Below are 16493 nucleotides of genomic sequence, written 5' to 3'. Positions count from 1 at the left end.
TATGGATTTGCAACGCTTCAAAGCCAATCTGGCGCTTCGGCTGTTTGCCTGGCGCTATATTCCCGTCATCGGGTTTTGTGCCCCGATCATCGAAGAGATGAACGCCAAGGCGCTGCGCATTCGCATTCCCCTTGGCTGGCGTACCCGCAACCATCTGGGCAGCATGTATTTTGGCGCACTGGCGACCGGCGCCGATCTGGTAGGCGGTCTGCTGGTGATGGAGAAGGGGCGGCAGCGGCGCAAGAAGGTGCACTTCGCCTTCAAGGATGTGCAGGGGGAGTTTTTGAAACGACCGGAGGGGGATGTGCAGTTCGACTGCGCAGCGGGGGAGGAGATTGACGCCATGATCGATGAATCGCTGGCAAGCGGTCAGCGCATCAATCGCCCCATCCAGGTGGTGGCCACCTGTCCGTCATTGAACGGGGATGAGGCGATGGCGCGTTTTGTGCTGACCCTGTCGATCAAGGCCAGCTAGCGGGTTGCCGGAGAGTGGCTCCCCGAAACGGGTTTAGCCAATCTCCGGGCTGACGCCCTCTTTCACCACGACCTTCATGCCGTTGAAGTTGACCACCTGTTCGGCCACGATCTTGCAGCGCTTGCGGGTCTCGACCTGACCGTCCACCTCGACCAGCCCTTCGGCAACGAGGGCTTTGGCGGCGCCGCCACAATCGGCCCACCCCTGATGTTTGATCAGGTCACACAAGGCAACGAAGGGGTGACCTTCGAGCAGAAACGTCTCCATGGGAAATCCTCTAGATGGATGAATGCCGGATACAGCAGGGCGACTATTTTAGGCAGTTCGCTCAGGCAAAGAAAGGAAGAGGAACCACTCGCTGTGAAAAAGTGGCCGATTGTCCTTGAGGTAGCGCTTTCGCAAGTCCTGATGGAGAGGTGAGAGGGCCAACCGTGACGTATCGTGACGCACCTCGTCCCTGCTGGTGTGCCCACACTCTCCCCTGACTGTTAGGATCGGGCCACTCTCTATGGCCCAAGGAACCTCCCATGACACTCTCCCGCCTGCTGCTGGCATGCAGCGCCCTGACTCTGTGCGGTGTCGCGCAGGCCAGTACTCCGGTGCAGGTCTCGCTGCCCGGGGTCAATTTGCCCGCGTCCCATCAGGTGGAAGGGGCGCGCGCCTCGCTGCTCTACGGCCGGACCGGTCAGGTGAAGGGTATTGATCTGCCGATCTTCGCCCTCTCCGATGTGGATCAGTTCAGCGGCCTGCAGCTCGGGGTATTCCTGGGTGCTGGTCGGGTGCGCCACCAGTTTGGCGGGGTCGCCATCAACGCCATCAACTGGCACGAAGGGCAGGATACCGGCGTCAATCTGGGGCTGGTCAACCTGACCAACAATGTGCAGGGGCTTAACTGGGGGGCGGTCAATATCGCCAAGGGCAATGCGTTGGCCAACGTCGGCTTCGTCAACTATGCCGAGCGTACCACCTTCCAGATTGGCTTTATCAATGCGACCAAGCACCTCGATGGCTTGCAGATCGGGCTGGCCAACTATGCCGCCAACGGCGTTTTCCCCATTCTGCCGCTGGTGAACTTCCAGAAATCGTTCTGAGTGGGCGGTTCGCTTTGCGTTAAGGGCCTCTGCTGATTACCCTGTGCCTCTTGCAACTTGTGACAGGCGAACAGAGGTAATTGATGACGGCAGGACAGATGAGTGCAATCGGGATCGGCTGGGATGTGCGTGGCTGGCAGGGCAGTGCCCAGGCGGTGGCCGTGGTGGGCTTGCAGGCCGACTCCAACCGCCTGCACTGGCTCGGGGTGTCGCCGCTGTTTCGTCTGAGCTCGCGGGTGGCGCCGGATCTGGCCGCTCTACTGCGTCCCGCCGTGCAAAACGAGCTGACCCTGATGCAGGTAGAAGCCTGCCCGCAACTGGCGCTCGGTATCGATGCGCCGCTCGCCTTTCCCCGCGCCTTGCGGGATCTGCTCAACGGCCAGCCACACAGCTGCGCCGTGCCCGAGCGGGAGATAGACAACCCCTACGCCTATCGCGACTGCGAGCGCTGGTTGTATCAGCAGTACGGCAAGAAGCCGCTGTCGGCCACCTTCGACCGGCTCGGCAACAACGCCACCCTAGCGCTCTCCATGCTGCCGCGGCTCTCTGGTCTGCAACTGGTGCCGACCGTTGCCCCGAAGGCCAGTCGCGCCGTGCTGGAGGTCTATCCTGCATTGGCCAAAGTGGGCGGCAAGGCCTCCTCGGCACGGCCCGAGCTGGCGGCCTTACTGCCTGCGGATGTGCTGGTCGGCACCGACCGCTACGATGCGGCGCTCTGCGCCCTGATGGCGCTGCAATATGCCGCTGGTGGCAAGGTGACGGTATTGCCTGAGCTGATTTCGCCACCCAGTGACATGCCGTGTGATGAGGGATGGGTCTATCACTTTGCCCGTCATGCTGTTGAACGCAACGGGATGTGACGGACGGACGCGGCGCATCATGGCTCCGCTCACCTTGTCGACGTGGGCCAAATGGCGTAAAAAACCTGTCTTTAGTCAGGAAATTGCCTGTTCATCCCGCGCCAAGGTGGCGCATCGTTATCTTCATCCGATATATTGCCCACCTTGCTGATCCTTTGCTGTGGTATTCCCGATGAAATCCGTTCTCTCTATTCAGTCCCACGTGGTCTTTGGTTGTGCCGGCAACAGCGCGGCCGTCTTCCCCATGCGTCGCCTCGGCATGGATGTATGGCCCATCAACACGGTGCAGTTTTCCAACCATACCCAATATGCCCAGGGGTGGCAGGGGATGGCGATGCCGGCGGGCCATATCAGTGCGCTGGTGAAAGGATTGGGCAATATCGAGGTGTTGAGCCAGTGTGACGCCGTGCTGAGCGGTTACCTTGGCTCCGCCGAACAGGGAGACGAGATCCTGACCGTGGTCAACGCCGTCAAGGCGGCCAACCCCGATGCCATCTACTTCTGCGACCCTGTGATGGGTCACCCAGAGAAGGGGTGCATCGTTGCCCCCGGCGTCACCCGTTTCCTGACCGAGCAGGCGCTGCCGGTGGCCGACATGATGGCCCCCAACCTGCTGGAGCTGGAGACCCTCTGTGATACCCATCTGGCTGATCTGGATCAGACCCGCGCGGCTGCCCATCAGCTGCTGGCCCGCGGTGTCAAGCTGGTACTGGTCAAGCATCTCGGTCGTGCGGCGCAGGACTCCAGCCGCTTCGAGATGCTGCTGGCGACCCCGCAAGGGGATTACCTGATTGCCCGTCCGCTCTATGACTTTGCCCGCCAGCCGGTGGGGGTTGGCGATCTTATCAGCGCCCTGATGCTGGCGAATTTGCTGGCCGGTCACGATGCGGTCAGCGCGTTCGAGCGCACCAACGCCTCGGTGGATGCGGTGCTGCAGGAGACCTGGCGCCAGCAGGCTTACGAGCTGCAACTCATCGCTGCGCAAGATGCCTTCGCCCTGCCAGAGGTTGCAGTGCGAGCGGTGAAACTGCCCTGAGTCAACGCGGACTTTCGTCTATCCCGACAAGGGGATGCAGATGAAAAAGGCTTGCCAATGGGCAAGCCTTTTTACTGTTTGCCTATTTAGTGCGGCAAGCAATCAGATGCGGGGATGGCGGAGGCGATAACGCTCAGCCATGGCATTGGCCGCTACCATGGCGGCGTAGACATCCTGTTCACTCACTGTCATCGGCATGTTGCCCATGGTATCGAGGGGATCGCAGGCCAGCTGCGCCACCTTGCGCCACTCGCTTTCATCAAAGTGGGTGAGCCCCAGTTCTTGCAGTGTCATGGGCAGGCCTGCACAGTCGATGATGCGAAACACCTCATCAAGCTCATGTTGCGGGGCGCGCTCAAGCACGAGTTGGGTCAGCAGGCCGAAGACTACCTTCTCGCCATGCTGGGCGCGATGGAGCTCCGTGATCAGTGACATGCCATTGTTGACGGCATGAGCGGCGGCCAGTCCACCGGCTTCGGCGCCGACCCCGCTGAGGTAGATGGTGGCCTCGATAACCTGCTCCAGCGCCGGGGTCGAGACATGGTGGCGTATCGCATCCATGGCCAGCTCGATGTTCTCACCAAGCAGCTCGTAACAGAGCTTTGCCAGACCAAGGCCAGTGCGTGAAGGGCGCTTGCCGACCAGATTGAGCCCGTCCGCCCGATAGCAGGCGCGCGCCTCGAAATAGGTGGCCAGGGCATCGCCAACGCCTGCGGAAAAGAAGCGGGGAGGGGCGGCGGCAATGATGGCCGTGTCAGCCAGCACCACGTCCGGATTTTGCGGCAGAAACAGATAGCGTTCAAATTCACCCGCCTGGTTGTAGATCACCGCCAGCGCCGTACAGGGGGCATCCGTGGAGGCAATCGTCGGGAACAGCACAACCGGACGGCGCAGATAGAAGGCCACGGCCTTGGCGACATCCAGCGTCTTGCCGCCGCCGATCCCGACAATCACGTTCGCACCATATTGCTCTGCAAGGTGGGTCAGGCGGTGGATCTCCTGTTCGGTGCATTCGTAGCGAAACTTGTCGACCACTCCCCTGAGGCCTGCCTGCAGGAGCCCCGCCAAAGCTTCTTCCCGTACCCGCTCCAGAATGAACTCATCGCTGATGAGCAACGCATAGTCACCAAAATCTTTAACGTGCTCATGGAGTTGCGGGAGAAGGTGTTGACCGATGATGAACTTTTTGGGGGAGGTAACTGTACGGGGCAAAGTGGGCATCCATTATTCCTCAAGGCAGTGAACAACATAGATTTGATTATCAAATGGGTCTCTCACGATACGCCTGATGAGGCAATAGATGAAGAAGAAAAGGGGGGCGTTTTAATCATTAATTAATCATTCTGTTTGTTTGGTTGTATTTTGGGGCGAGCAATTGGCGGTGTTGAGGCATACAGGCGCGGCCCTGCTGTATTTGGATAAGGGATAGGGGATGGTCAGAGCGGTTTGTAGAAGATGACGGTCGCAGCAAGGGAGCCATCGGCGTTGCGTGCAAAGCTCGGGATCTGGCCTGCTTCCAGATAGCCGAGTTGACGATAGAGGTGGGAGGCCACATCACCGGTGCGAGTATCCAGCACCAGCAGCGAACGGCCCGCGGCATGGGCGCCTTGTTCCAAGGCCTGCATCAGCGCACGACCGGCACCTTTACCTCTCGCCGTTTGCAGTACCATCAGTTTTTCCACTTCGGCCCGGTGGCGACCGTTGGCCTTGCCACAGAGCGCGAGCTGAATCGCTCCCACGAGCTGTTGTTGCTCAAGGGCAAGCCACAGCTTTCGGTGACCTGCCGCTAGATCCGCTTCAACTCCTTGCCAGTAGCGGGTAGATTCCTCCGTGGTCAGCGGCGGTAAAAAACCGACCGAGGCGCCGCTATCGACACAATCTTGCAGCAGGGTGATGAGCGCACTTTGGTAGGTTGCTGCGCTCTTAACTTCCACAATGTTCATCTGACATCCTTGTCGTTGCGCTGTTATGTGGCTGATTGCCACCGTTGGTTCATATGAGGGAGGTACTTATGCTCGCCGCGAGTACGGCTTGTCAGCGGATCAGCCCCTGCTCAACGAGCCAGGCAAACAGCAGGCGGGAGACGGGGGAGAGCTCGTCGAGATGGCTGCTGTCGAGCCAGCGCAGCTCGGCAATTTCTGCCGAGGCGATCGGGGTGCCGCTCGCTTCGCCGGTGTAGCAGCGCAGTCGCACCTCGACTCCTGCCGGTTTGCCATCGGCCTGAGCGCTGAACTCGCAGACAAAGCGCAGGGTATCGGGTTGCAGGGCGACAGCCAGCTCCTCTTCAATCTCGCGGATCAGCGCCGCCTCGTCGCTCTCGCCCGGTTCCCGCTTGCCGCCTGGGATGTAATAGATGTCCTTGCCGTGGGAGCGGGCGCAGAGCAGCTGCTGATCTTTAAAGGTGAGCCAGGCGAGTTTGTCGATCATTGAGTTGCATCCTCTGGTTGTGTGGTGTGTATTGCCTGCATGTACCGGGTGTACAGGGCGCGGTAGGAGCGAGGCTCCTGCGCATCGGGAGAAAGTCCCAACTGATCTGCCAGCGCGAGCAGTTGCTGGCGAAACGCCGGGAGGCGTTCCTCGTCATCGGTCATGATGGCGAGCTCGGCAAAATCCCCGATCTCGGCCAGATGATCCAGGGTGACGTGAAACGGGCCAATGAAGTAGATGCTGCGCCTTTTGGTGATCACGAGTATCTGCCGGTAGTTCATGGTCAAGAGCATGCTGACGGCCTTGTCCGCATCATTGATAGTGACTGCCTCGCAGCGATCCGCCTCGGGCCCCTTGACGATCCAGAGCTGGATCCCGGAGGGCTGCATGGTGCGGATAGCCAGACTTTTGCCAGCCTGGGCAAGGGCATCATCCGGGGTGTCGAAGTAGCGATCCTGCTCCAGATTATCCTCCAGCATGATCTCCGGATTGAGGGCGAGCAGTGCCTTGAGGAAGGCGGGGCGATCTGTCAGCTGATATTTGAACTCGACTTCGAAGCGGCCCTGAAAGTGCGCCTGTGACATCAAGAAGATCCCTCTGTGAGCCTGTGTGGCAGGCAGCCTAACAAAGATGAAGTTGAGTCCCAAGGAGAAAAAGGGGAGATGCCGGAAACGCACTGTTTCCAGCGCGGTGACCGCGTAGCTGAATGAGTGCGCAATGGCTGGTTCGCCACAGACTTTTCGACCTTAAAAAAGCGGACTGGCGCACATCACGACAGGGCCGGACTGGGCGAAGGCGGGGCCCTTGTGGTTTAATCTTGCCACTTTAGCGGTAGTAGGCGACGAGCCTGCTACCTTGCGTGGGCAAGATGCAGGTGAGCAAGATGCAGATAGCAGCAGAGAGCAAGTTTATCGGACTCGGGGTCGCGGGCAATTTCGCCGGTCACCTGGAGCAGGCGGGTGAAGCGTCGGACTTCGTAGCGGTAGTGGTGCGTGACACCACGGCGCCCAAGGCGCTGTTCCCCTTCTTCGTGCCGGGCCATCCGGGTCAGCTCGGGGTATTCCCGTTGAGCGACAAGGCGATCTTTCTGCCGGAAGCGGCGGTCAGCGGTGACGAGAAGGTGCAGATTGAACCGGAAGTGGCGCTCTGGTGCGAGCTGGAGTATGCCGGCAAGCAGGTGGTGGCGATCCATCCCCGTGCCTTTGGCGCCTATAACGACTGCTCCATCCGTCGTCCCAACGCCAAGAAGATCAGCGAGAAGAAGAACTGGGGCGAAGAGAGCAAGGGGTTGGCGGCCAACCTGCTGCCGCTTTCCGGTTTTGCCGCCGGTTGCGAGCTCGATGACTATCGCATCGCTTGCTATCTGGAGCGCGATGGCGAGCTGCACGCTTACGGGGTAGACAGCGCCGCCATCGACTACAGCTACTTCCACGGCAAGCTGCTCGACTGGGCCATCGACAAGTTCAATCATCAGCAGGATGAGGGGCCGGCGGAGCACATTCAGGGACTGCTGGCGCAGGCGGGACATCCTCCCCATGCGCTCATTAGTATCGGTGCCACCCGCTATACCCCGTTTGGCGAGACCCACTTCCTCAAACCGGGCGACACCTCCTGCGTAGTGGTCTACCCGGGCAGCCGTTATAGCGAAGCGGATATTCGCGAAGCGATCCGCAGCCGCAACTTTGGCGCTGATATGTCGGTGCTGCTGCAGGCGGTGCAGGCGGTGCAGGCGGTGCAGGCGCGCTAATCACCGTTGCCAGCGGGAAGATGTCTCTTCCCGCTGGTTATCATATCGAGTCATTTCATGACGATTGTTCCGGTATCCCGGGCCGATTATCCGGCCCTGATCGATCTGTGGGAGGCCTCGGTGCGGGCGACCCACCACTTCCTGCCCGAGGCCGAGATCTTCGCGCTTAAACCGCTTATTCTGGAGCACTACTTCGATGCGGTGACACTGCACAGTGCCCGTACAGAAGAGGGGCTGATTACGGGTTTTAGCGGAGTGTACGAGGGCAAGCTGGAGATGCTGTTTGTGGCACCCGAGGCGCGCGGTAGTGGCGTGGGGGGCCGGCTGGTGGAACATGCCATCACGCAGGGCGGCGCGACGCAGGTTGACGTCAACGAGCAGAACGAACAGGCGGTGGGCTTCTATCTGAAGATGGGATTCACCGTGACGGGTCGCTCGCCGCTGGATGGTCAGGGCAAGCCCTATCCGTTGCTGCATATGGCGCTGGCGCCAGCCTGATGAGGCGCAGTACCCATAAACCAACGGGGGATGGCATCAGCTATCCCCCGTTTTTTTGATCGTGTTTGTTACTTGCTGGCGACCTTGTTCACCACCTTGATCAGCTGATAGCGCACGGAGGGGGCATCGGCCGGCACATCGGTGAGCTGCTCCTTGCTGACTGTGAGCTGGTAGCGATAGCCAGGCTCGAACTGGAAACCTTCAATATTCTGGTAGAACAGCGTCCAGGGCTGCTGCTCATCACTGCGAACCTGCATGCACTGCATTGGGCCAACTCCGACGCAATCGACCAACTGGCTGTTGATATAGAGGGTCTCCCCCTGTGACGATGCGGGGGCGCTCTGGCAGGCGGTCAGCAGCAAGGCTGCGCTGATAAACAGTGGTTTCATAATGGACTCCTTAACGCGAAAGGGGGCATTAGAGCGGCAAACAAAAAGGCGGTCAATGACCGCCTTTGTAACAAACCATATCAGCACAGTGGTTAGCGCTGCTCGAGTGGAGTGAACTCGCGCAGCGGGTGGCCTACGTAGAGCTGGCGTGGGCGACCAATCTTGCTGTCCGGGTCTGAGTGGAACTCGTTCCAGTGGGCAATCCAGCCGATGGTGCGGGAGATGGCGAAGATCACGGTGAACATGCTCATCGGGATGCCGATCGCCTTCATGATGATGCCGGAGTAGAAGTCCACGTTCGGGTAGAGTTTCTTCTCGACGAAGTAGGGGTCGGAGAGCGCAATACGCTCCAGCTCCATGGCGACGTCCAGCAGCGGATCCTTGATCTGCAGCTCGGTCAGTACTTCGTGGCAGGTTTCGCGCATCACGGTGGCACGGGGGTCGTGGTTCTTGTAGACGCGGTGACCGAAGCCCATCAGACGGAACGGATCATTCTTGTCCTTGGCCTTGGCGATGTATTCGGGGATGCGATCCACCGAGCCGATCTCTTCCAGCATGCGCAGGCAGGCTTCGTTGGCGCCACCGTGGGCCGGTCCCCACAGGGAGGCTATCCCCGCGGCGATACAGGCGAACGGGTTGGCACCGGAGGAGCCAGCCAGACGAACGGTGGAAGTGGAGGCGTTCTGCTCGTGATCCGCATGGAGGGTAAAGATACGATCCATGGCGCGTTCAACGATGGGGTTGACCTTGTACTCTTCGGTCGGCACGCCAAACATCATGTGCAGGAAGTTACCGGCATAGGAGAGGGCGTTACGCGGCTGCATGAACGGCTGGCCGATGGAGTACTTGTAACACATGGCTGCCAGAGTCGGCATCTTGGAGAGCAGACGGAAGGCACAGATCTCGCGATGCTGCTCGTTATTGATGTCGAGGGCATCGTGATAGAAGGCGGAGAGGGCGCTGACCACACCGCACATGATGGCCATGGGGTGGGAGTCGCGACGGAAGCCGCGGAAGAAGAAGGCGATCTGCTCGTGCACCATGGTGTGGCGGGTGACCAGGCGTTCGAATTCGGCATATTGGGCCTTGGTCGGCGCTTCGCCGTACAGCAGGATATAGCAGACTTCCAGATAGGTGGCCTGGGTGGCCAACTGGGCGATGGGGTAACCACGGTGCAGCAAGACACCCTGATCCCCGTCAATGTAGGTAATGGCAGATTTGCAAGAACCGGTCGCCATAAAACCGGGGTCAAAGGTGAAATACCCCTGTGATCCCAATTTTCTGACATCGATAACATCCGGGCCGATGGTGCCGGAGAGGATCGGCAGTTCGACCGGATCTTTTCCGGGCAGGTGTAGGGTGGCTATCTTATCAGCCATAGCACGTCTCCTTTGCTCTTTATAATTTGGTTCCAGTCCTACTCTATTACGACTTTTATGACGCTGGCAAAGGTTGTTACCCATACCGAAGTGGCTGGAGCGCCTTATTTGAAACAGAGTTCCTTATCAATGTCAATTTTGCTGGAACCCCATTAATGGCATTAATGAAATGTTAAATTAAATATGCGATCGAGTTTGCGGTTTTGTGTTTTATTTGTAGCTAATTGATTGTCTTCGGTTAAGGCCGCCGATATACTGCGCCACGTGGGTCATGGCTGCGGGTGTTTGAAACGCTTTGGCAAAGCCTGATGTGAAACCGAAAACTCGCGTTTTGGCTTTTTCAGAGTTTTTTGGTAACAAAAAACCAACAATCACCATTCCGTGCCCTCAAGTGTGAGTTAAAACAATAACTAACGTGCTCAATGGAGCTGAGTGGGCAAGCGTGAAAAACAAACAGAGACCGGTCAACCTCGACCTACAGACGATCAGCTTTCCTGTCACTGCCATTGCATCCATCCTGCACCGTGTTTCAGGGGTCATTACCTTTGTTGCACTGGGCATCTTGCTGTGGATGCTTGGTACTTCACTCGCCTCTCCCGAAGGGTTTGAAACCGTGGTTGCCATCATGGACAACTTCCTGGTCAAACTCGTGCTGTGGGGGATCCTGACTGCGCTGGCATACCACATTGTGGGCGGCTTGCGTCATCTGGTCATGGATATGGGCTATTGGGAAGAGCTGGAATCCGGCAATCAGAGCGCCCGCGTGGCCTTCGTGATCACCGCGATCCTGGCTGTATTGGCGGGAGTGCTTGTATGGTAACCAATTCTGCAACCTTCGGGCGCAGCGGCGTTCATGATTACATCCTGATCCGCGCCACCGCCCTCATCATGACCTGTTATGTCCTCTATCTGGTGGGCTTTGTCGCGTTCAACGACATCACCTACGAGGTGTGGGCAGGCTTCTTCGCCAAAACATTCACCAAAGTATTCACCCTGTTGACCCTGCTCTGCGTACTGATCCACGCCTGGATTGGTCTGTGGCAGGTGCTGACTGACTATATCAAGCCGGTAGGGCTGCGCGGGGCGCTGCAATTTGCCCTGGTCGTGGTGCTGTTTGTCTATCTGATGACGGGTTTCGTCGTGCTGTGGGGTGTGTAAGGTGACTATTCCAACTCGTGAATTTGATGCGGTGGTGATTGGTGCCGGTGGTGCCGGTATGCGCGCCGCGCTGCAGATTGCCCAGTCCGGCAAGAGCTGCGCTCTGTTGTCCAAGGTTTTTCCAACCCGTTCTCACACTGTTTCCGCTCAGGGCGGGATCACGGTTGCGCTGGGCAATGCCCATGATGACAACTGGCAGTGGCATATGTATGACACGGTAAAAGGTTCCGATTACATCGGTGATCAGGAAGCCATCGAGTACATGTGCAAAACCGGTCCCGAGGCTATCTATGAGCTGGAGAACATGGGGCTTCCCTTCTCCCGTTTCGATAACGGGTCTGTCTACCAGCGTCCGTTTGGTGGTCAGTCCAAGAATTTCGGTGGCGAGCAGGCTGCTCGTACCGCAGCGGCCGCCGACCGTACCGGTCACGCCCTGCTGCACACCCTCTATCAGCAGAACGTCAAGAACAAGACCACCGTCTTCTCCGAGTGGTATGCGCTGGATCTGGTGAAAAACCAGGATGGCCATGTGGTGGGTTGTACCGCCATCGATATGGAGAGCGGTGAAGTGGTCTACTTCAAGGCCAAGGCCACCGTGCTGGCGACTGGCGGTGCCGGTCGTATCTACCAGTCCACCACCAACGCCCACATCAACACCGGTGACGGTGTCGGCATGGCGCTGCGTGCCGGCGTCGGCGTGCAGGACATGGAGATGTGGCAGTTCCACCCGACCGGCATCGCTGGGGCCGGGGTGCTGGTAACTGAAGGCTGCCGTGGTGAAGGCGGCTATCTGCTCAATAAAGATGGCGAGCGCTTCATGGAGCGTTACGCCCCGAACGCCAAGGACTTGGCCGGTCGCGACGTGGTGGCCCGCTCCATCATGATCGAGATCCGTGAAGGCCGTGGCTGCGATGGTCCTTGGGGCCCGCACATCAAGCTCAAGCTGGATCACCTCGGCAAAGAGGTGCTGGAATCCCGTCTGCCGGGGATCTGCGAGCTCTCTCGCACCTTCGCCCACGTGGATCCTGTCAAAGAGCCGATCCCGATCATTCCGACCTGCCACTACATGATGGGCGGCGTGCCGACCAACGTGAATGGCCAGTGCCTGACTCAGGACAAGAATGGCAACGATGTACCGGTGGTCGGTCTGTTTGCGGTGGGCGAGATTGCCTGCGTCTCCGTACACGGTGCCAACCGTCTGGGTGGCAACTCCCTGCTGGATCTGGTGGTGTTTGGCCGCGCTGCCGGCATGCATCTGGTCAACACCCTGGGCGAGATGGATCACGGCCGCGATGCTTCCGAGTCGGATCTGGATGCCGCACTGGCCCGCTTCAACCGCTGGGAAAATTGCCGTGACGGGGAAGACCCGGTGCAGATCCGCAAAGACCTGCAGCGCTGCATGCAGAATAACTTCTCGGTGTTCCGCGAAGGTGCTGCGATGGCAGAAGGGTTGGCCGAGCTCAAGGTTATCCGCGAACGCCTCAAGTCAGCCCGTCTGGATGACACCTCCAAAGAGTTCAACACCCAGCGCATCGAGTGCCTGGAGCTGGACAACCTGATGGAGACGGCGTTTGCCACGGCGGTTGCCGCCAACTTCCGTACCGAGAGTCGCGGTGCTCACTGCCGCTTCGACTTCCCGGATCGCGACGATGAGAACTGGCTGTGCCACAGCCTCTATCATCCGGACACCGAGTCCATGACCCGTCGCGCTGTCAACATGTCACCCAAGACCCGTGAGGCGTTCCCGCCCAAGGTCCGGACTTACTGATTGCGGAGCCAGCCCTATGAACGTCACATTCTCTGTCTACAGATACAATCCGGATGTTGATAACGTCCCCCATATGAAGGAATATCGTCTTGATATTCCTGAAGGTTCCGACATGATGGTGCTCGACGCACTGATCCAGTTGAAAGAGCTGGATCCCACGCTCGCCTTCCGCCGCTCTTGCCGCGAAGGGGTCTGTGGATCAGACGGTCTCAACATGAATGGCAAGAACGGTCTTGCCTGTATCACCCCGCTCTCCGACCTGCTGAAGAAGGGCAATAACGTCGTTATCCGCCCCTTGCCCGGCTTGCCGGTGATCCGTGATCTGGTGATCGACATGACCCAGTTCTACACCCAGTGGGAGAAGGTCAAACCCTTCCTCATCAATGATGACAAGTTGCCGCCGGTGCGTGAGCACCTGCAATCCCCCGAAGAGCGCGCCAAGCTTGACGGCCTGTACGAGTGCATTCTCTGTGCCTGCTGCTCCACTTCGTGCCCCTCCTTCTGGTGGAATCCCGACAAGTTCATCGGTCCGGCCGGGCTGCTCGCCGCCTACCGCTGGCTGGCTGACAGCCGCGACACCGCGACCACCGAACGACTGGGGAATCTGGACGACGCATTCAGCGTGTTCCGCTGTCATGGCATCATGAACTGCGTGAACGTCTGTCCGAAAGGCTTGAACCCGACCAAGGCGATTGGTCAGATCAAGTCGATGTTGCTCAATCGGGCTGTTTAGTATCAGGGCCGGCCACGTGCTGGCCCGACCTCTGGATAGCCATCCCACCCGTGGCAGGATGGCTATTTGACCCCTACAAGCTGCGCAGCAGTAACAAGAAGTACAAGGGATAGAAATGCATAACGGCGTGATGAAGGCCTGGTTGGAGTCATCTCACCTGGCTGGTGCGAATGCAAGCTATATTGAGGATTTGTACGAATCCTTCCTGGAAAATCCTGACTCCGTGTCCGACGAGTGGCGCAGCCTGTTTAGCGAGCTGCCCCAGGTCAATGGCCATGCGGTTGAACAACCCCACTCCCAGGTCCGCGATTATTTCCGTCGTCTGGCCAAGGATCCCTCTCGCTACAGTGCCCCCGTCTCCGATCCGCAAGTGGATGCCAAGCAGGTGCGGGTATTGCAGCTGATCAACGCCTTCCGTTTCCGTGGTCACCAGAATGCCAATCTGGACCCGCTGGGCCTGTGGCAGCGTGAAACCGTTGCCGAACTGGATCCTGCGTTCCACAACCTGCAGGGCGCAGATATGGAGGCCACCTTCAATGTGGGCTCCTACGCCATCGGTCGCGAGACCATGGTGCTCTCCGACCTCTACGCCTCGCTGAAGAAGACCTATTGCGGCAGCATAGGCGCCGACTACATGCACCTCACCTCCACGGAAGAGAAGCGCTGGCTGCAACAGCGTCTCGAATCCATTGAAGGGAAGGGGAGCTACACCCTCGAAGAGAAGACCCGTTTCCTCGAGAGCCTGACCGCTGCCGAAGGGCTGGAGAAATATCTGGGCGCCAAGTTCCCGGGAGCCAAGCGCTTCTCGCTGGAAGGTGGCGACGCCATGATCCCCATGCTCAAGGAGCTGATCCGTCGCGCCGGTGAGCAGGGCTGCAAAGAGGCCGTTATCGGTATGGCCCACCGCGGTCGCCTCAACGTGCTGATCAACGTGCTGGGCAAGCGCGCTCAGGATCTGTTCGACGAGTTTGCCGGCAAGCATGGCGAATCCTGGGGCACCGGTGATGTGAAGTACCACATGGGCTTCTCCTCCGACTTCGCCACCCCGGGTGGCAACGTCCACCTTGCGCTGGCGTTCAACCCCTCTCACCTCGAGATTGTCAACCCTGTGGTCATCGGCTCGGTCCGTGCCCGGATGGATCGTCGCGGTGACAAGGATGGCTCCAGCGTGTTGCCCATCACCATTCACGGTGACTCGGCCATGGCCGGTCAGGGCGTGGTGGCCGAGACCTTCAACATGTCCCAGACCCGTGCCTATGGTGTCGGCGGGACGGTGCGCATCGTCATCAACAACCAGGTTGGTTTCACCACCTCCTATATCCGTGACCTGCGTTCCACCGAATATTGCACCGACATCGCCAAGGCGGTGCAGGCGCCGGTGCTGCACGTCAATGGGGATGATCCGGAAGCCGTGGTGCTGGTGACCCAGATTGCACTGGATTACCGCAACACCTTCAAACGCGACGTGGTGATCGAGCTGGTTTGCTACCGTCGTCACGGTCACAACGAAGCGGATGAGCCGAGCGCCACCCAGCCTTTGATGTACCAGAAGATCAAGCAGCACCCGACCCCGCGCAAGATCTACGCCGATCAGCTGGTGGCCGAGGGGAGCCTCGCCCAGGAGCGGGCGACCGAACTGGTCAACGAGTATCGCGAAGCGCTGGATCGCGGCGAGCGGGTGAGCAAGGAGTGGCGGCCGATGGAGCTGCACTCTGTCGACTGGACCCCTTATCTGGGCCACGACTGGAACATGGCCTATGAGAGTGCCGTGCCGATGGATCACCTCAAGAGCCTCGGCGAGCGGGTGAGCCAGTATCCGGCGACCCACGTGCTGCAGCGTCAGGTCGAGAAGATTTACGAAGACCGCCGTCTGATGGCCGCTGGCGAGAAGTTGGTGGATTGGGGCTTTGCCGAGACTCTGGCCTACGCCACTCTGGTGGACAAGGGGTCCCGTATCCGCTTTACCGGTGAAGACTCCGGCCGTGGCACCTTCTTCCACCGCCACGCCGTGCTGCACAGCCAGACCGATGCCAGCACCTACACCCCGCTGTGCAACCTGCACGACGAGCAGGGCCCGTTCGAGGTGTATGACTCTGTGCTGACCGAGAACGCGGTTCTGGCCTTTGAATATGGCTACGCCAGCGCCGAGCCGGCTGGCCTCACCATCTGGGAAGCCCAGTTCGGCGATTTCGCCAACTGTGCCCAGGTAGTGGTGGATCAGTTCCTCTCCTCCGGTGAGCAGAAGTGGGGCCGGATGTGCGGCCTGACCATGCTGCTGCCGCACGGTTACGAGGGGCAGGGGCCGGAGCACTCCTCCGCCCGTCTGGAGCGTTATCTGCAGATGTGTGCCCAGCACAACATGCAGGTGTGCGTGCCCTCTACCCCGGCGCAGGTGTTCCATATGCTGCGTCGTCAGGTTGTGCGCCCGATGCGCCGTCCGCTCATCGTCATGACGCCCAAATCCCTGCTGCGCCATCCGCTGGCGGTGAGCAAGCTTGAAGAGCTGGCGGAAGGTACCTTCCAGAACGCCATCGGCGAGATCGATGCGCTGGATCCGAAAGCGGTCAAGCGGGTGGTTTTCTGCTCCGGCAAGGTCTACTACGACTTGCTCGATGCCCGTCGCAAGGCCGAGCAGCAAGATGTGGCACTGGTGCGAATTGAGCAGCTCTACCCCTTCCCGGAAGAGGAAGTGCGCGCCATTCTGGCCGATTACAGCCACGTCACCGACTTTGTCTGGTGTCAGGAAGAGCCGCAGAACCAGGGCGCCTGGTACTGCACCCGTCACCACTACGATGGCGTGCTGCCAGCCGGAGCCACCCTGCGTTATGCCGGTCGCCCCGCGTCAGCCTCACCGGCCGTCGGTTACATGTCTGTCCACGCCAAGCAGCAAAAAGCCTTGGTGGAAGATGCCCTTACCCTGTAAAGCCTCTGG

The 16493-nt window shown here is 59.4% G+C and carries 18 protein-coding genes; 11 read left to right on the top strand and 7 right to left on the bottom strand.

Going from position 1 to position 16493, the window contains the following annotated elements:
* Nucleotide 1 precedes the first annotated feature (1 nt).
* The gene (locus tag ACTG2S_RS13105; protein WP_019446113.1) at nucleotides 2-475 is read left to right on the top strand and encodes a DUF4442 domain-containing protein; all 474 of its coding nucleotides are present in this window, start codon (nucleotides 2-4) and stop codon (nucleotides 473-475) included.
* A 33-nt stretch (nucleotides 476-508) separates the two neighbouring features.
* On the opposite strand, the gene ybcJ is transcribed toward ACTG2S_RS13105, so the two are convergent.
* Nucleotides 509-742, bottom strand: a complete 234-nt coding sequence (gene ybcJ, locus ACTG2S_RS13100) for a ribosome-associated protein YbcJ (protein ID WP_005361116.1) — start codon at nucleotides 740-742, stop codon at nucleotides 509-511.
* A gap of 260 nt (nucleotides 743-1002) precedes the next feature.
* Between ybcJ and ACTG2S_RS13095 the strand changes: the two genes are divergently transcribed.
* From ACTG2S_RS13095 to pdxY, 3 genes are all read left to right on the top strand, one after another.
* Nucleotides 1003-1566 carry a VC2662 family protein gene (locus ACTG2S_RS13095; protein ID WP_005352548.1) on the top strand — a complete coding sequence of 188 codons (564 nt, stop codon included), beginning with the start codon at nucleotides 1003-1005 and terminating at the stop codon, nucleotides 1564-1566.
* A gap of 83 nt (nucleotides 1567-1649) precedes the next feature.
* Nucleotides 1650-2426: a DUF429 domain-containing protein gene (locus tag ACTG2S_RS13090; RefSeq protein ID WP_274160485.1), complete on the top strand. Its 777-nt coding sequence runs from the start codon at nucleotides 1650-1652 to the stop codon at nucleotides 2424-2426.
* A gap of 172 nt (nucleotides 2427-2598) precedes the next feature.
* Complete coding sequence (pdxY, locus tag ACTG2S_RS13085; RefSeq protein ID WP_019446110.1) at nucleotides 2599-3462, top strand: pyridoxal kinase PdxY; 864 nt, start codon at nucleotides 2599-2601, stop codon at nucleotides 3460-3462.
* A gap of 102 nt (nucleotides 3463-3564) precedes the next feature.
* On the opposite strand, the gene ACTG2S_RS13080 is transcribed toward pdxY, so the two are convergent.
* The 4 genes from ACTG2S_RS13080 to ACTG2S_RS13065 all read right to left on the bottom strand — a co-directional run bounded on the left by ACTG2S_RS13080 (nucleotide 3565) and on the right by ACTG2S_RS13065 (nucleotide 6473).
* Nucleotides 3565-4683: a glycerol dehydrogenase gene (locus tag ACTG2S_RS13080; RefSeq protein WP_244774386.1), complete on the bottom strand. Its 1119-nt coding sequence runs from the start codon at nucleotides 4681-4683 to the stop codon at nucleotides 3565-3567.
* A 215-nt stretch (nucleotides 4684-4898) separates the two neighbouring features.
* The gene (locus ACTG2S_RS13075; protein WP_201938002.1) at nucleotides 4899-5405 is read right to left on the bottom strand and encodes a GNAT family N-acetyltransferase; all 507 of its coding nucleotides are present in this window, start codon (nucleotides 5403-5405) and stop codon (nucleotides 4899-4901) included.
* A gap of 91 nt (nucleotides 5406-5496) precedes the next feature.
* Nucleotides 5497-5889: an NUDIX hydrolase gene (locus ACTG2S_RS13070; protein ID WP_042083416.1), complete on the bottom strand. Its 393-nt coding sequence runs from the start codon at nucleotides 5887-5889 to the stop codon at nucleotides 5497-5499.
* A complete protein-coding gene (locus ACTG2S_RS13065) occupies nucleotides 5886-6473 on the bottom strand; it encodes a class IV adenylate cyclase (protein WP_201946875.1) in 588 nt (195 codons plus the stop codon). Before ACTG2S_RS13065 ends, ACTG2S_RS13070 begins: the two co-directional genes overlap by 4 nt.
* Nucleotides 6474-6772: 299 nt before the next feature.
* On the opposite strand from ACTG2S_RS13065, the gene ACTG2S_RS13060 reads away from it, so the two are divergent.
* Entirely contained in the window at nucleotides 6773-7636 is an 864-nt protein-coding gene (locus tag ACTG2S_RS13060) for a DUF5718 family protein (protein ID WP_274160484.1), read from the top strand.
* A 57-nt stretch (nucleotides 7637-7693) separates the two neighbouring features.
* The gene (locus tag ACTG2S_RS13055) at nucleotides 7694-8134 is read left to right on the top strand and encodes an acetyltransferase (protein WP_274160483.1); all 441 of its coding nucleotides are present in this window, start codon (nucleotides 7694-7696) and stop codon (nucleotides 8132-8134) included.
* 68 nt (nucleotides 8135-8202) lie between these two features.
* Here the strand turns inward: ACTG2S_RS13055 and ACTG2S_RS13050 are convergent, their stop codons facing one another.
* On the bottom strand, nucleotides 8203-8523 hold the full coding sequence (locus tag ACTG2S_RS13050) for a DUF4377 domain-containing protein (RefSeq protein ID WP_019446103.1): 321 nt from the start codon (nucleotides 8521-8523) through the stop codon (nucleotides 8203-8205).
* A gap of 92 nt (nucleotides 8524-8615) precedes the next feature.
* Nucleotides 8616-9902, bottom strand: coding sequence for a citrate synthase (locus tag ACTG2S_RS13045; protein ID WP_005333572.1), 1287 nt, complete (start codon nucleotides 9900-9902; stop codon nucleotides 8616-8618).
* Between the two features lie 442 nt (nucleotides 9903-10344).
* On the opposite strand from ACTG2S_RS13045, the gene sdhC reads away from it, so the two are divergent.
* From sdhC to sucA, 5 genes are all read left to right on the top strand, one after another.
* Nucleotides 10345-10722 carry a succinate dehydrogenase cytochrome b556 subunit gene (gene sdhC, locus ACTG2S_RS13040; protein WP_005333571.1) on the top strand — a complete coding sequence of 126 codons (378 nt, stop codon included), beginning with the start codon at nucleotides 10345-10347 and terminating at the stop codon, nucleotides 10720-10722.
* Nucleotides 10716-11060 (top strand): succinate dehydrogenase, hydrophobic membrane anchor protein, encoded by a 345-nt coding sequence (sdhD, locus tag ACTG2S_RS13035; RefSeq protein WP_005333558.1) that lies wholly within the window; start codon nucleotides 10716-10718, stop codon nucleotides 11058-11060. The genes sdhC and sdhD overlap by 7 nt, the downstream gene beginning before the upstream one ends.
* A gap of 1 nt (nucleotide 11061) precedes the next feature.
* Nucleotides 11062-12828, top strand: coding sequence for a succinate dehydrogenase flavoprotein subunit (gene sdhA, locus ACTG2S_RS13030; RefSeq protein WP_040066317.1), 1767 nt, complete (start codon nucleotides 11062-11064; stop codon nucleotides 12826-12828).
* A gap of 16 nt (nucleotides 12829-12844) precedes the next feature.
* On the top strand, nucleotides 12845-13561 hold the full coding sequence (locus ACTG2S_RS13025) for a succinate dehydrogenase iron-sulfur subunit (protein WP_005333549.1): 717 nt from the start codon (nucleotides 12845-12847) through the stop codon (nucleotides 13559-13561).
* A 115-nt stretch (nucleotides 13562-13676) separates the two neighbouring features.
* Complete coding sequence (sucA, locus tag ACTG2S_RS13020) at nucleotides 13677-16484, top strand: 2-oxoglutarate dehydrogenase E1 component (protein WP_005333548.1); 2808 nt, start codon at nucleotides 13677-13679, stop codon at nucleotides 16482-16484.
* Nucleotides 16485-16493: the final 9 nt, after the last annotated feature.

Origin of the sequence: Aeromonas sp. 82P (assembly GCF_051919365.1) — a bacterium.
Lineage (GTDB): Bacteria > Pseudomonadota > Gammaproteobacteria > Enterobacterales > Aeromonadaceae > Aeromonas > Aeromonas veronii.
The sequence above is the reverse complement of the archived record's forward strand: the minus strand, read 5'-3'. Positions and strand labels throughout refer to the sequence as shown.

Coding starts and splice junctions, on each gene's coding strand:
- ACTG2S_RS13065 (WP_201946875.1), bottom strand. CDS start 6,473: ATGTCACAGGCGCACTTTCAGGGCCGCTTCGAAGTCGAGTTCAAATAT.
- ACTG2S_RS13025 (WP_005333549.1), top strand. CDS start 12,845: ATGAACGTCACATTCTCTGTCTACAGATACAATCCGGATGTTGATAAC.
- ACTG2S_RS13060 (WP_274160484.1), top strand. CDS start 6,773: ATGCAGATAGCAGCAGAGAGCAAGTTTATCGGACTCGGGGTCGCGGGC.
- ACTG2S_RS13105 (WP_019446113.1), top strand. CDS start 2: ATGGATTTGCAACGCTTCAAAGCCAATCTGGCGCTTCGGCTGTTTGCC.
- ybcJ (WP_005361116.1), bottom strand. CDS start 742: ATGGAGACGTTTCTGCTCGAAGGTCACCCCTTCGTTGCCTTGTGTGAC.
- ACTG2S_RS13050 (WP_019446103.1), bottom strand. CDS start 8,523: ATGAAACCACTGTTTATCAGCGCAGCCTTGCTGCTGACCGCCTGCCAG.
- pdxY (WP_019446110.1), top strand. CDS start 2,599: ATGAAATCCGTTCTCTCTATTCAGTCCCACGTGGTCTTTGGTTGTGCC.
- ACTG2S_RS13080 (WP_244774386.1), bottom strand. CDS start 4,683: ATGCCCACTTTGCCCCGTACAGTTACCTCCCCCAAAAAGTTCATCATC.
- ACTG2S_RS13095 (WP_005352548.1), top strand. CDS start 1,003: ATGACACTCTCCCGCCTGCTGCTGGCATGCAGCGCCCTGACTCTGTGC.
- sucA (WP_005333548.1), top strand. CDS start 13,677: ATGCATAACGGCGTGATGAAGGCCTGGTTGGAGTCATCTCACCTGGCT.
- ACTG2S_RS13090 (WP_274160485.1), top strand. CDS start 1,650: ATGACGGCAGGACAGATGAGTGCAATCGGGATCGGCTGGGATGTGCGT.
- sdhD (WP_005333558.1), top strand. CDS start 10,716: ATGGTAACCAATTCTGCAACCTTCGGGCGCAGCGGCGTTCATGATTAC.
- ACTG2S_RS13070 (WP_042083416.1), bottom strand. CDS start 5,889: ATGATCGACAAACTCGCCTGGCTCACCTTTAAAGATCAGCAGCTGCTC.
- ACTG2S_RS13075 (WP_201938002.1), bottom strand. CDS start 5,405: ATGAACATTGTGGAAGTTAAGAGCGCAGCAACCTACCAAAGTGCGCTC.
- ACTG2S_RS13045 (WP_005333572.1), bottom strand. CDS start 9,902: ATGGCTGATAAGATAGCCACCCTACACCTGCCCGGAAAAGATCCGGTC.
- ACTG2S_RS13055 (WP_274160483.1), top strand. CDS start 7,694: ATGACGATTGTTCCGGTATCCCGGGCCGATTATCCGGCCCTGATCGAT.